The organism is Streptomyces deccanensis, from assembly GCF_022385335.1.
GTDB lineage: Bacteria > Actinomycetota > Actinomycetes > Streptomycetales > Streptomycetaceae > Streptomyces > Streptomyces deccanensis.
Map to the genome: position 1 here is coordinate 7,143,626 of NZ_CP092431.1, position 14,037 is coordinate 7,157,662.

At 73.6% G+C, this 14,037-nt stretch carries 10 protein-coding genes; 3 read left to right on the forward strand and 7 right to left on the reverse strand.

Features of this window, described 5'->3' with window-relative positions; all coding sequences use genetic code 11:
• Nucleotides 1-83 precede the first annotated feature (83 nt).
• Nucleotides 84-1,496, forward strand: a complete 1,413-nt coding sequence (locus tag L3078_RS31835) for an RICIN domain-containing protein (RefSeq protein WP_239757389.1) — start codon at nucleotides 84-86, stop codon at nucleotides 1,494-1,496.
• Nucleotides 1,497-1,556: 60 nt separating this feature from the next.
• Here the strand turns inward: L3078_RS31835 and L3078_RS31840 are convergent, their stop codons facing one another.
• From L3078_RS31840 to L3078_RS31850, 3 genes are all read right to left on the reverse strand, one after another.
• Complete coding sequence (locus L3078_RS31840; protein WP_239757390.1) at nucleotides 1,557-3,662, reverse strand: ATP-binding protein; 2,106 nt, start codon at nucleotides 3,660-3,662, stop codon at nucleotides 1,557-1,559.
• Nucleotides 3,659-4,315 (reverse strand): Pvc16 family protein, encoded by a 657-nt coding sequence (locus L3078_RS31845; protein ID WP_239757391.1) that lies wholly within the window; start codon nucleotides 4,313-4,315, stop codon nucleotides 3,659-3,661. The genes L3078_RS31840 and L3078_RS31845 overlap by 4 nt, the downstream gene beginning before the upstream one ends.
• 135 nt (nucleotides 4,316-4,450) lie before the next feature.
• Entirely contained in the window at nucleotides 4,451-5,125 is a 675-nt protein-coding gene (locus tag L3078_RS31850; RefSeq protein ID WP_239760537.1) for a helix-turn-helix transcriptional regulator, read from the reverse strand.
• Between the two features lie 311 nt (nucleotides 5,126-5,436).
• On the opposite strand from L3078_RS31850, the gene L3078_RS31855 reads away from it, so the two are divergent.
• Both L3078_RS31855 and L3078_RS31860 read left to right on the forward strand, forming a co-directional pair.
• A complete protein-coding gene (locus L3078_RS31855) occupies nucleotides 5,437-8,832 on the forward strand; it encodes an AAA family ATPase (RefSeq protein ID WP_239757392.1) in 3,396 nt (1,131 codons plus the stop codon).
• 127 nt (nucleotides 8,833-8,959) lie between these two features.
• Nucleotides 8,960-9,397: a DoxX family protein gene (locus tag L3078_RS31860; RefSeq protein ID WP_239757393.1), complete on the forward strand. Its 438-nt coding sequence runs from the start codon at nucleotides 8,960-8,962 to the stop codon at nucleotides 9,395-9,397.
• 96 nt (nucleotides 9,398-9,493) lie between these two features.
• On the opposite strand, the gene L3078_RS31865 is transcribed toward L3078_RS31860, so the two are convergent.
• The 4 genes from L3078_RS31865 to gcvT form a co-directional block, all read right to left on the reverse strand.
• Nucleotides 9,494-10,861 carry an L-serine ammonia-lyase gene (locus tag L3078_RS31865; protein ID WP_239757394.1) on the reverse strand — a complete coding sequence of 456 codons (1,368 nt, stop codon included), beginning with the start codon at nucleotides 10,859-10,861 and terminating at the stop codon, nucleotides 9,494-9,496.
• 110 nt (nucleotides 10,862-10,971) lie between these two features.
• Nucleotides 10,972-12,237, reverse strand: a complete 1,266-nt coding sequence (gene glyA / locus L3078_RS31870) for a serine hydroxymethyltransferase (RefSeq protein WP_239757395.1) — start codon at nucleotides 12,235-12,237, stop codon at nucleotides 10,972-10,974.
• A gap of 18 nt (nucleotides 12,238-12,255) precedes the next feature.
• Nucleotides 12,256-12,633 (reverse strand): glycine cleavage system protein GcvH, encoded by a 378-nt coding sequence (gene gcvH / locus L3078_RS31875; RefSeq protein ID WP_045562486.1) that lies wholly within the window; start codon nucleotides 12,631-12,633, stop codon nucleotides 12,256-12,258.
• A 120-nt stretch (nucleotides 12,634-12,753) separates the two neighbouring features.
• Complete coding sequence (gene gcvT / locus L3078_RS31880; protein WP_239757396.1) at nucleotides 12,754-13,878, reverse strand: glycine cleavage system aminomethyltransferase GcvT; 1,125 nt, start codon at nucleotides 13,876-13,878, stop codon at nucleotides 12,754-12,756.
• Nucleotides 13,879-14,037 lie beyond the last annotated feature (159 nt).

Here is a 14,037-nt window from a genome sequence, read left to right on the forward strand (position 1 = left end):
GAAGGGACCGGGTGTCCGTCGGGGCAGCCGGTCCTGCCCCGGCGACTCCTGACCGTACGCGGCCGGTCGCGTAGCGTCCCTCCGTGAGCCTTTGGACTTCGCTCGAACCCGCCTCCGCGACCGTGGACCCGGGGAGCAGTACGACCGTACGGCTGCGGCTGCGCAACACCGGTGACGTGGTCGACGAGTACCGGTTCGAGCCGGTCGGCGACGTGGCGCCGTGGACGACCGTGGAGCCGCAGACGCTCCGGCTGTACCCGGGGACCACGGGCACGGTGGAGCTGACGTTCGCGCCGCCCCGCACCCCGGACGCGACGGCCGGGCCCAACCCGTACGCCGTGCGGATCACTCCCACGCAGCACCCGGAGGCGACGACCGTCCCCGAGGGGAACCTGACGATCACGCCGTTCACGGAGGTCCGGGCGGAACTCGTCCCGCCGACCGTGAAGGGCCGCCTGCGGGGCCGCCCACAGCTCGCCATCGACAACCTCGGCAACACGAAGGTCACCGCCGCCGTCAGCGGCAGCGACAACGGCGACCAGCTGTCGTACGACATCCACCCGAGCAACGTGCAGATCGAGCCCGGCCGTGCCGCGTTCGTGAAGGCCACGCTGAAGCCCCGGCAGATCATCTGGTTCGGGTCCAAGGAGGAGAGACCGTACGCGCTCGCCGTCCAACGGGCGGGTGTGGCGCCGCAGTCCGTCGACGGCACCTATGTCCAGCGGGGGTTCCTGCCGGGCTGGCTCGCCACCTGCCTGGGGGTGGCCGTGGCGCTGGCGATCACCTTCGTGACCCTGTGGTTCGCCTACCAGCCCAAGGTCGTCAGCGCCGCGAGCGACCTCCAGCAGGCCGGTACGACGGCCCTGCCGAGCGCCAGCCCGTCCGCGATGGCCCCCGCGCCCACCGTCTCCGCGGCGCCGCTGCCCTCCGAGACACCCGAGGCGCCCCCGAAGGAGGAGCAGCCGGAGGAGGACCCGGCTTCCGGCTCGGGTTCGGGCGGGGGCTCCGGCTCCGGTTCCGGGTCCGGCTCCGGCGGATCGGGCTCCGGGTCGGACCAGGAGCCGGACACCAAGGAGACACCGAAGAAGAAGCCGTCCGCCGTCAAGGGGTTCGCGATCATCGGCGAGGGCTCGAACCGCTGCGTCGACGTCAAGGACGCGCAGAACGGCAAGGGCAAGGACGGCACCCCGCTCCAGATCTGGGACTGCGCCGGCTCGGCCAACCAGAAGTGGGACTTCCGGGGCGACGGCACCGTGCGCTCCGTCGGGATGTGTATGGACGTGGCGTGGGGCTCCCGGGACGACGGCGCGGTCATCCAGCTGGCCAGGTGCAGCGGCAACCCCGCCCAGCAGTTCGTGCTCAGTGTCCGCGGCGACCTGGTCAACCCGCAGGCCGACAAGTGCGTCGACGTGAAGGACAACGGCACCGGCAACGGCGCCGACCTCCAGCTGTGGACGTGCGCGGGCACCCCGAACCAGAAGTGGCGCGTGAAGTAGCCCCGGCCGGGCAGGGCGGGGGCGCCCCGGACGGGCCGCCCCCGGACCTCCGTCCGCCCGCTACCAGTTGCCCTCGCCCGGCACCAGTCGGCCGGCCTTGCGGTACTCGCGCTCCGCGCCCTCCCGCAGGTCGGCGGAGGTGACGGGCCCGCCGCGTCCGGCGGCGGCGTACGCGGCGGTGACGACCGCGCTGCGGATGGAACCGCCGGCCAGCTCGAAGTCGCGGGCGACCGCAGCCGGATCCGTGTCGTCCGCGCGGGGCACGGCGGCCAGGCTGTGTCGCCACAGGGCCAGCCGCTGGGCGGCGTCCGGGAACGGGAAGTCGACCACCAGATCCAGCCGCCGGGTGAACGCCTCGTCGATGTTGGCCCGCAGATTCGTGGTCAGCAGGGCGATCCCGTCGAAGGACTCCAGCCGCTGGAGCAGATAGGCGCTCTCCATGTTGGCGTACTTGTCGTGCGCGTCCTTGACCTCCGAGCGCTTGCCGAACACCGCGTCCGCCTCGTCGAAGAGCAGCACGGCGTCGGTGCGGTCGGCCTCGCTGAAGATTCGCTCCAGGTTCTTCTCGGTCTCGCCCACGAACTTGTCGACCACCGAGGAGAGCTGCACGACATAGAGGTCCAGGCCGAGTTCGGCCGCCACGACCTCCGCCGACAGCGTCTTGCCGGTGCCCGACTCGCCCGCGAACAGCCCGAGCACGCCACGGCCCCGGCCGCCCCCGGCGCTCAGCCGCCAGTCGCCGAGCACCCGGTCGCGGTGCCGGGCGCGCAGGGCGAGTTCGCGCAGCTGGGCGAGGGGCTTGTCGGGCAGCACGAGGTCGTCCCAGCCGACGTCGGGGCGGATCCGGCGGGCGTGCCGCTCCAGCCCGGAGGCGGACTGCAGGCGCGCCGCGAGCCGCAGATGGGCCGCGGTCACCTCGGTGCCGTCGAACGCCGCGAGGTCCACGGCCGCACGCGCCGCCCGCTCGATCCGGTCACCGCCGAGCCGGTACGGGGCGACCGTGGCCGCCAGGTCGAACCCCGGCCCGTCCGCCCCGGCGCCGAGCGCCGCCGACCAGGCGTCCACCGCGCCCGCGGGCGGCCGGGGCACGTCGAGGACCAGCGGATCACGGTCGCACCACTGCGGGTCGTACGGCTGCGGGCCCACGAACAGGACGGTCACGTCAGCCGCCGTCAACGCCCGGAACAACGGCCCCGGCTTCTCCGGCAGCGGCGACACCACGACCGCGCACCCGCGCAGCCGGGCCTCGCGCAACAGGCGGGGCAGGAGCGCGGCGAGCTCGTCCTCGGCCGCCGGGGGCGTGAAGTGCAGCGCGTCCACCCCGGCCGCGCGCAGGGCCGCTCCCGCGCGCAGCAGGCCGTCGCCCTCGCGGTGCTCGCGCAGATGCACGGTCACCGGAGCGGCGGCGATCCGGGCGGCCAACCGCGCCGTGAACCCGCCGTCCTCGACAGACGCGGGGACGGACGCGGGCGCGGCCGGATCCACCGCCACCGCCGACGACCTGCCCGCCCCCACCGCCACTGCCGTCGACTGCGACTCGAGCGGACGGACGTGGCCGACGAGCGCCGCGTCCAGCGTGTCGTCGCCGAGCAGATGGGCGACCAGCCGGTCCGGTACCCGCAACCCCCGTCCCAGGAAGGGGCGTTCGGGGTCCTCGACGGCCAGCAGCCCGAGCGCGCTCAGCGGAGCCGAGGGCATGAACCGGGCCCGGGCCCGCGCCAGGTGCACGGGCAGCCCGCACAGATCGAGCGCCAGCCCGACGGTGGCCCGACGCCGGCTCACGTCGTCGTTGAGATACCCGTACAACTGCTCGTAGGAGCGGTCCAGATCGGGTGCCAGGGCGATGAGCAGGATCCGCGCGTCCAGCCCGGTCAGCCCCAGCCGCCCCGCGAGCGCCTCCAACGGATCGCCCGCGGCGGCCTCCCGGCCGGGTTCCGGGGCCGGTGCCGAGGCCGGTTCCGGGTCCGCGAACACGGACAGGTTCGGCCCCGCCGAGGGCTCCAGCAGGTGCCGCACGCCCTCCTCGGACAGGTACAGCCCGCGCAGCGGATCGCTCGCCGTCGGATCACCGGCACCGCGCTCGGCCACCAACTCGGCCACGCGTTCCCGCAGTCGGGCGAGCCGGATCAGGAGCCCATCCGTGTCCACGCCGACTTGCACGGTCACCGGCGCCGCTCCTCGGAGACCGGCGCCGACGCCAACTGCCCAGGACGGTGGGCGCGTTCCTCCGAGCCCTCCAGGGAGCCGTCGATACCGCGCACCCGGATCGCCGCCCCCTCGGTGACCGGCGGACCGGCGTCGTACTCGGGGTAGGCCGGGAACGGCGCGGTGACCACGAGGTCGAGGGACGGCTTCAGCTCGCCGCCCAGCGCGGACCAGATCTCGGCGAGGGACCGCGACTCGGTGTGCAGCCCCGCCACCGAGAGGGGCACGGACAGCCCCAGCGCGCCGAGCGCACCCGGGAGTTCGCTCGGGGGCAGCAGTTCGCGCGGCAGCAGGTTGGCCAGCACCGCGGAGAGCAGCCGGTGTTCGTCCTGGGGCTGCTTGGTCCAGGCCGTCACCAGGTACGACAGCCGGAACCAGCGGGGCGGCTGCCGTCGGCGTACGACGATGTCCCGTTCGTCGCGGACCGGCATGTGGCCGCGCTGGCGGCGCGAGACGTCCTCGCGGATGTCGTACAGATAGGTGTTGACGGCGGGCGCGTTGCGCCGGGCCGCCCAGTCGCGGGTCGGGGCCTCGAAGGAGACGTCGATGCCGGAGCCGGCCAGGGCACCACCGCCGATCAGTCCCTTGAGGACCTCGTCCACCTCGTGGATCACGGTCGTGCTCTCCTGCGGTGTCGGATGCCTGTGCACCGATCGTGCCCGGCGCGGGCACCGCGCCTGTAGACGCGCCGGGGACGTCGGGCGGGCAGAGTGCGCTGCCCAAGTGGGCGGGTTCGGCTGCCCGTTCGATCAGATGTAGCCTTCACGGAGGGCATAGGCCACCGCGTGCGCCCGGTTGCGGAGATGCAGCCGGGTGGTGAGCCCGTGCATCACGTTCTTGACGGTGCGTTCGGAGTAGGAGAGCTTGCTCGCGATCTCGCCGGTGTCCATCCCCTCGGCCACCAGCCGCAGGACGTCGATCTCCCTCGGTACCAGACCGGACAGCGGCGCCCCGGTGCGCCCGGCCACCGAACGCTGCAACGTCCCCACCTGGTTGATCAGCCGGCCGAGCAGATCGGCGGGCAGGTCGCCGTCCCCGCGCGAGGCCGCGAGCACCGCCTGCGCCAGCCGGTGCGCGGTCGCCTCGTGGCGCCACACGATGGCGCCGACCCCGCACTCGATGACATCGAGCAGCTCCGTCTCGCGGATCATGCTCACCACCAGCACGGCCCGCGCCCCCTCGCTGCGCACCAGCCGGCGCAGCGCGGAGAGCAGCGGCTCGTCCGGGGTGTCACCGACGAGCACGGCCACGGTGCCCGGCCGTACCTCGGAGTCGTCCACGAGGTCGATCACCGGGTGCCCCCGCAGCTGGCTGAGCACGCCGGCGCGGGAGAGCGGGTCGAGGGTGTGGACCACGACCGGGATGCGGCGCCGGGTCTCCTGGGGCTCCGACGCGACGGTGGTCGCGGCCGTGGCCGTCGACAGGGCCGTCGCCGTGTCCGTGGTCCGGAATGTGCTGCGCAACCGTTTCTCCCGTATGCACGAAATCGCCGCTCCTGTGAGGGGAGTGGCCGATGGGCTCGATTCACACTTCTGTGTGTCGTGTGCGCTGCGCAATCGTGGAGGACCACGAGATACACCACGAGATCTCCGGGGGACCGACCACGGGACCGCCTCGGGACTCACCGCGGGACCGGACACGGCGTTTTCACGCCGAGCGTCCGCGAACGGTGCACCTCGACGCCCTCTGCCCCGTCTACGGAAGCGGAAAACGACCTTCCACGAAGGAGACAGCGATGTGCCCGCCGGAACCGCTTCTCGAACGCCGTGAGGCCATGGAGCTGCTGACCGCGGAGGCAGCCCGCGCCCGGACCGGCTCGGGCCGCCTGGTGCTGCTCCGGGGCGCCACCGGCACCGGCCGCACCGCGCTCCTGGAGTGGGCGGCCGACCACGCGGCGGCGAACGGCATGCGGGTCCTGCGGGCCCGCTGCTCGCCCGAGCACACCTCCGTCCCGTTCGACACCGTCTTCCAACTCCTGGCCCAAGGACCGGAGTTCGACCAGGTCGCGGGCGAGGCGCCGGACCCGCCGGGGACCCCGCCGCACCGGGGCCGGCCCGCCCGGCTGTGGCGCCTGCTGCGTTCCTACGCGGCCGAGTCCCCCCTCCTCGTCGCCGTGGACGACGCGCACGTCGCCGACACCGCCTCCCGCCGCTGGCTCGTCGAGGCCGTCCGCCGCATCGACCGTCTGCCGGTCCTCCTGGTGGTCACCGAACGCGGCCAGTACGACATCGACCCCCCGGCGGACGGTCTCGCGCACGCCCTCTCGCCTGCCCTCGTGCACACCCGCACCCTTGCCCCGCTGAGCCCCGACGCCGCCGCACGACTGGTCCGTTCCGCCCACGCCGGTGCCCCGCCGGAATGGGTCGACGCCTGCTTACGCGCGGGCGCGGGCAACCCGCTGTTGCTGCGCGCCCTGCTGTCCGACGTCCGCACCACCGACCCCGGGGCCGTCCCGGGTGCCCTTCCGGACACCTGCGCCGCGCTCTACCCGGGCAACTACGCCGCCGCCGTGTCCTGGTGGCTGGACAGCGCCGGGCCCGCGACCGTCGAGGTCGCCCGCGCACTCGCCGCGCTGGACGACGCGGACGCCCCCGTGCCCGTCGACGCCGACCTGCTCGCCCGCACGGCCGACGCCGACCCCGCCCGCGTCCCCGGCTGGCTCACCGCCATGACCGGGCTCGGTCTGCTGCGCCCCGACGCCGAGGGCCGGCCGCGCTACGCCCACCCGCTGCTGCGGGACGCCGTGCTCGGCGGCTGGGCCGGCGCCGACCGGCAGACCGCCCACCGCCGGGCCGCCGAGGCGCTGCTGCACCGCGGCGACAGCACCGCGGCCGTCGCCGGACAACTGCTGCGCTGCGGCCCCGTGGGCGAGGACTGGGCGACCGGTGCCCTGCTCGACGCCGCCGACCTCGCCGTCCGCGCCGAGCGCAGCGACGACGCCCTCGCCCTGCTGCGCCGCGCCCTCGACGAACCGATGCCGGCCGCCCGCCGCACCGTGGTCCTCACCGAACTGGGCTCCCTGGAGTACGCCACCGTACGGTCCGGCGCGGGCATCCCCCGGCTCGTCGAGGCGATGCGCCGGCCGGGCCCGCCCCGCGAGCGCGTCCAGGCGGCGGTCGCCCTCGGCACCGCCCTGGCGCGGCGCGGCGAGGCCCGCGTCGCCGTCGACGTGCTGCGCGGGCTCCGCGACGAGCACCTGACGGACCACCCCGACCTGATCCGCACGGTGCAGATCGCCTCCGCGCTGCTCTCCGACCACGACCAGGGCGTACGGCAGGAGGTCTACCGCTGGCTGCGCGAGACCGCCGAGACCACTCCCCACCTGGTCGGCACGACGGGGCAGGCCCTCCTGGTGCGGTACGAGGCCACCGCCGGGCTGACCTCGGCGGCCACCGCGATGGACCGGGTCCGGGCCCTGCTCTCCCAGCCGGTCGACCCGGCGGACGAGGTCTTCCTGCTGGGCACGGCCGCCGCGGTCGCCCAGTGGGCCGACCAGCTCGACGAGGCGGAACGGCTGGTCCACCGGGGCCTCGGCGGCCGGCGGACCTCCCTGCTGCACCCCATGCACCTGGCCCTGCGCAACGTCCGCGTCGACATCGTCGCCGCGCGCGGTGCCCACGCGGAGGTCCTCGCCGACCCCGAGGTCACCCGCGCGGTCGCCGGCCGGCCCGAGTCCGCCAACGCGCTGGCCCACGCGGTCATCGCCCTCGTGGAGACCGACCGCGCCGACGAGGCCGCCCGCCTGGCCGACGGCTTCGACCTCCGGAACACCCACGACACCTGGGAGTTGAACCGTTTCCTCTACGCCCGTGGCCTCCTCCGCGCCGCCACCGGCGACCCGGCTGCCGCCCTCGACGACTTCCTGGAATGCGGGCGGCGCCAGACGGCACGGGACGTGGTGAGCCCCGTCGTCACCCCCTGGCGCACCGCCGCCGCCGAATGCCACCTCGCCCTCGGCCGCCCCCACGAGGCCCTCGCCCTGGCCGAACGGGAACTCTCCCTGGCCACCGTGTGGAACACGCCCCGCGTCGTCGGCCGCGCCCTCACCACCCTGGCCACGGCCACCCGAGGCCGCCGGGGCCTGCACCTGGCCGACCGGGCCGTGCACCTCCTGCGCCACGGCACGGAAGGCCCGGGGGAGCCCGGGGCCACGGCCGCGCCGCCGGAGACCGCCGCCGCCCACCACGGGCCGGCGCTGTGGGGCGCCGACGCGTCGGGTGACGGCCCGGTGCTGTGGGGTGCCGAGGCCTCGCGCGCGACCTCGTGGACCGCGACAGCGGCGAGCGGGGGCCCTGCCCTGTGGAGTGCCTCGGCGTCGGGCGGCCCGCCCGCGAGGGTGACGGCGATGCGCGGCCGGGCACTGGGCGGGAACCCGGTGCGAGCAGTGGGCGGCTGGGCGGTGGACGGGACGTCCGCGTTCTCCTCGATCACCGGCTGGGCGACGCCCGAGACACCGGGCGGCCGGTGGACCGTGGCGGGGGCGGACACGGCACTCACCCCTGATCCGCGAACGACGAGGCCCGCCGCCCCGCACCCGGGACGGCCCGCCACCCCGACCACGGCCGAGGCGGCGCCGCCGACCGGAGACCGCCCCAGCGCGGCGTACGGTCGCGGGTCGGGGTCGCCGGACGGAAACGGGTCCGCGCCGTGGCCCGGTGGCCGGGCCGTGCCGGACGGCGATGGATCGATGGCCGCGGGCGGGCCGCGGGGGACGGAGCCCGACACAGTCGGGCCCGTCGAAGGGGAGTTGATCCCGGCGCTCCTGGCGCAGGGGCGGGGACTGGCCGCCGCCGGGGAACGGGCGCGCGCCCGTGACGCCTTCCGGGAGGCGGCCGAACGCGCCGAACGCCTGGGCGCCCACCGCCTGCGCGCGATCGCGGAGTCGGCCCTGCGCGAGGGCGGGGCCCGCCGCGCCACGACGCCCCTCACCGGCCCCTCCGCCCTGACCGCCGGTGAGCGCCGTATCGCCGAACTCGCCGCCCAGAACCGCACGAACGCCGAGATAGGAGAGCTCCTCCACCTGGCCCGCCGCACCGTCGAGACCCATCTGACCAGCACCTACCGCAAGCTGGGCATCCGCCGCAGAGCAGAACTCGGCGCGGCCCTCGCCGGCGGCGAGGACACCCCCTGACCGCCCGGGGACGGTTCGCCCGCCGTTCGTGCCGAAATCGGCACCGAGTTCCCTGAACCGGAGGCTCGGCGGATGCGTAGGAAAACCGGGAGCACCCACGCGTAGCCGACACACCCTAGGAGTACCCATGAGCAGCCCACCGCGCCTGAACGACTGGCTGACGTCACGCCAGCCCCTCGTCCTGGGCCTGTTCCGTATCGTCCTGGGCCTGCTGTTCGCCAGCGAGGGCGCCGCCACGGTCTTCGGCGTCCTGGACCGCAAGGCGAGCCCGGTCGGCGACTGGCCCTTCTGGTACGCCGGGGTCATCGAGCTGGTCTGCGGTGTCCTCATCCTGCTCGGCGTCGCGACCCGGGGCGCCGCGTTCCTCAGCTCGGGCATCATGGCCTTCGCCTACTTCACGGAACACCAGAAGGACGGCCTCTTCCCCCTCCAGAACGGCGGCCTCGCCCCCGTCCTCTTCTGCTGGGCCTTCCTCCTCCTGGTCTTCGCGGGCCCGGGAGCCCTCTCCCTGTCGAGCCTCACCGCCCGCGAGGCCGGCACCCGCCCCGTACGGGGAACCACGTAACCCGTCACGCACCTTCGCCGCACGGACACGCGGGCCCGCACCAGGGGCCCGCGACCGGTGCCGGCGCGCGGGGCACCGCCTCCTGTACGGGCCCGCTCAGCACTCGATGATGTTCACCGCGAGCCCGCCCCGCGCCGTCTCCTTGTACTTGACGCTCATGTCGGCCCCCGTCTCCTTCATCGTCTTGATGACCTTGTCGAGGGACACCTTGTGGGTGCCGTCGCCGCGCATCGCCATCCGGGCCGCCGTGACGGCCTTCACCGCCGCCATGCCGTTGCGTTCGATGCAGGGGATCTGGACGAGGCCGCCGACGGGGTCGCAGGTGAGGCCGAGGTTGTGCTCCATGCCGATCTCGGCCGCGTTCTCGACCTGTTCGGGGGAGCCGCCCAACACCTCCGCCAGCGCGCCCGCCGCCATGGAGCAGGCGGAGCCGACCTCGCCCTGGCAGCCGACCTCGGCGCCGGAGATGGAGGCGTTCTCCTTGAAGAGCATGCCGATCGCGCCGGCCGCGAGCAGGAACCGCACGACGCCGTCCTCGTCCGCGCCGGGCACGAAGTTGATGTAGTAGTGCAGGACGGCGGGGATGATGCCGGCCGCGCCGTTCGTCGGCGCGGTGACCACGCGGCCCCCGGCGGCGTTCTCCTCGTTCACGGCCATCGCGTAGAGCGTGATCCACTCCATCGCGTGGGCCAACGGGTCGCCCTCGGCGCGCAGTTGACGGGCGGAGACGGCCGCCCGGCGACGGACCTTCAGACCGCCGGGGAGGATCCCCTCACGGGTCATGCCCCGGGAGACGCACGCCTGCATCACCCCCCAGATGTCCAGGAGCCCGGAGCGGATCTCCTCCTCCGTGCGCCAGGCCCGCTCGTTCTCCAGCATCAGCGCGGAGATGGACAGGCCGGTCTCCCGGGTGAGCCGCAGCAGCTCGTCCCCGGTGCGGAAGGGGTACTTCAGGACCGTGTCGTCGAGCTTGATGCGGTCCGCGCCGACCGCCTCCTCGTCGACGACGAAACCGCCGCCCACGGAGTAGTAGGTCTTGGACAGGAGTTCGGTGCCGTACGCGTCGTGGGCCCAGATCGTCATGCCGTTGGCGTGGTACGGCAGCGTCTTGCGCCGGTGCAGGACCAGGTCGTCGTCGAAGGCGAAGGGGATCTCGTGGTCGTCGAGGAGGCGGAGGCGCCCCGATGCCTTGATCGCCTCCACGCGGTCGTCGGCCGACTCGACGTCCACCGTGCGCGGCGAGGCGCCCTCCAGACCCAGCAGCACCGCCTTGGGGGTGCCGTGGCCATGGCCGGTCGCGCCCAGCGAGCCGTACAGCTCGACGCGCACGGAGGCCACGCCCGCGAGCAGTTCCTCGTTGCGCAGCCGGCGGGCGAACAACCGGGCGGCCCGCATCGGGCCGACCGTGTGGGAGCTGGACGGGCCGATGCCGATCGAGAACAGGTCGAAGACCGAGATGGCCACGGTGACTCCTCAGAACGGGGGAGGGTTGTGCAGGGGGTGGGGCACCGCGCTCACTCCCCAGTGTGCGCGGTACCCCGGAAAAGCGGGACTACGGGCCGGTGAAGCCCGGGTTACTTCCCCAGCCCCGGGTAGAGCGGGTGCTTGTCGGCGAGTGCCTTGACCCGGGTCTTGAGGGCCTCGGCGTCGTAGGCCGGCTTGAGGGCCTCGGCGATGACGTCGGCGACCTCGGTGAAGTCCTCGGCGGTGAAGCCGCGGGTGGCCAGGGCCGGCGTGCCGATGCGCAGGCCGGAGGTGACCATCGGCGGGCGCGGGTCGTTGGGGACCGCGTTGCGGTTGACGGTGATGCCGACCTCGTGGAGGCGGTCCTCGGCCTGCTGCCCGTCCAGTTCGGAGTCGCGCAGGTCGACGAGGATGAGGTGGACGTCGGTGCCGCCGGACAGGACGTCGACGCCGGCCTCACGGGCGTCCGGTGCGGTCAGGCGCTCCGCCAGGATCCGCGCGCCCTCGACCGTGCGCCGCTGGCGCTCCTTGAACTCCTCGCTCGCCGCGACCTTGAAGGACACCGCCTTCGCCGCGATGACGTGCTCCAGCGGACCGCCCTGGAAGCCCGGGAACACCGACGAGTTGAGCTTCTTGGCGAACTCCTTCTTCGCCAGGATGATCCCGCCGCGCGGTCCGCCGAGGGTCTTGTGGGTGGTGGAGGTGACCACGTCGGCGTACGGCACGGGGTTCGGGTGCAGCCCGGCCGCGACCAGACCCGCGAAGTGCGCCATGTCGACCCACAGATGGGCGCCGACCTCGTCGGCGATCCGGCGGAACTCCGCGAAGTCCAGCTGACGCGGGTACGCCGACCAGCCCGCGATGATCACCTTGGGCCGGTGCTCCTTGGCGAGGCTCTCCAGCTCCGCCATGTCGACCAGACCGGTCGCGGTGTCCACGTGGTACGCGACGACCTCGAACTGCTTGCCCGAGAAGTTCAGCCGCATGCCGTGGGTGAGGTGGCCGCCGTGCGCCAGGTCCAGCCCGAGGATGGTGTCGCCGGGCTGGGCGAGGGCGAACAGGGCCGCCTGGTTGGCCGAGGCGCCCGAGTGGGGCTGCACGTTGGCGTACTCGGCGCCGAACAGGTCCTTCACCCGGTCGATGGCGATCTGCTCGGCGACGTCGACGTGCTCGCAGCCGCCGTAGTAGCGGCGGCCCGGGTAGCCCTCGGCGTACTTGTTGGTGAGGACCGAGCCCTGCGCCTCCATGACCGCCACGGGGGCGAAGTTCTCCGAGGCGATCATCTCCAGGGTGGACTGCTGGCGGTGCAGCTCGGCGTCGACGGCGGCGGCGACGTCCGGGTCCAACTCGTGCAGGGGCGTGTTCAGAAGCGACATGCGTACGACCTCGTCTTCTCAGCCGGCGGTGTGGGCGACGTACTCGTCGGCGGAGAGCAGATCGTCCGGCTCCTCCGCGACGCGTACCTTGAACAGCCACCCGCCCTCGAACGGGGCGGTGTTCACCAGCGACGGGTCGCTCACGACGTCCTCGTTGATCTCGGTGATCTCACCGGAGACCGGCGAGTACAGGTCGCTGACCGACTTCGTGGACTCCAGTTCGCCACAGGTCTCGCCCGCGGTCACCGTGGAGCCGACCTCGGGGAGCTGGGCGTAGACGACATCGCCGAGCGCGTTCGCCGCGAACTCCGTGATGCCGACCGTCGAGACGCCGTCCTCGGCGACCGACAGCCACTCGTGCTCCTTGCTGTAGCGCAGCTGCTGGGGGTTGCTCATGGCCTGAATTCTCCTGTACGCGAGGGAGTGGTGATGAATGGGGTACTGCTGAAACCGCTGTTGAGCAGCGCGAATGTGCCCAGTGTCACGCTCGGGGGCGGGCGACCTCGCGCCCAGTGTCTACTTCTGCCGCTTGTAGAACGGCAGCGCCACGACCTCGTACGGCTCGTGGCTGCCCCGGATGTCCACGCCCACACCGGCCGTGCCCGGCGCGGAGTGCGCGGCGTCGACGTAGGCCATGGCGATCGGCTTGCCCAGGGTGGGGGAGGGGGCACCGGAGGTGACCTCGCCGATCACCTGGCCGTCGGCGACCACGGCGTACCCGGCGCGGGGGACACGACGGCCCTCGGCGACCAGGCCGACGAGGACGCGGGGCGGCTCGTGGTCGGCGCGCTCGGCGGCCGCGCGCAGGGCCGCGCGGCCCACGAAGTCGCCCTCCTTGTCGAACTTGACCACGCGCCCGAGGCCCGCGTCGAAGGGGGTGAGGGAGGTCGACAGCTCATGCCCGTACAGCGGCATGCCCGCCTCCAGGCGGAGGGTGTCCCGGCAGGACAGTCCGCAGGGCACCAGGCCGACGCCCTCGCCCGCCTTGGTCAGCGCCTGCCACAGCTCGACCGCGTGCTCCGGCTTCACGAACAGCTCGAAGCCGTCCTCGCCGGTGTACCCGGTGCGCGCGATCAGCGCGGGAACCCCGGCGACCGTGCCCGGCAGTCCCGCGTAGTACTTCAGCCCGTCGAGGTCGGCGTCCGTGAGGGAGGCCAGGATCCCGGGCGACTCGGGGCCCTGCACGGCCAGCAGCGCGTACGCGTCCCGGTCGTCGCGCACCTCGGCGTCGAACCCGGCGGAACGCTCGACGAGCGCGTCCAGCACCACCTGGGCGTTGGAGGCGTTCGCGACGACCAGGTACTCGGTCTCGGCCAGCCGGTAGACGATCAGGTCGTCGAGGATGCCGCCGTCCTCGCGGCAGATCATGGTGTAGCGGGCACGGCCGACGCCGACGCTCCCGATGTTGCCCACGAGGGCGTGGTCCAACAGGGCGGCGGCCCGCGGTCCGGTGACGGTGATCTCGCCCATGTGGGACAGGTCGAAGAGTCCGGCCTTCGTGCGGACGGCGAGGTGCTCGTCCCGCTCGGAGCCGTAGCGCAGCGGCATGTCCCAGCCCGCGAAGTCGGTCATCGTCGCACCGAGCGAGCGGTGCAGGGCATCGAGCGCGGTACGGCGCGGTCCAGTGGTGGGGCTGCTCATCGGTTTCCGCTCCCAGGGCATGACAGGCGACAGGTGAGGACATTCCTCCCCATCTGTCATCGGAACCTGAGAGGTTCACCACGACCGTACGTACCGGTGGTCGTGACTTGCACCGTGGGTGGAGCCGCCCCCATGGAAGAGAGGTACGGCCCGCTTTTC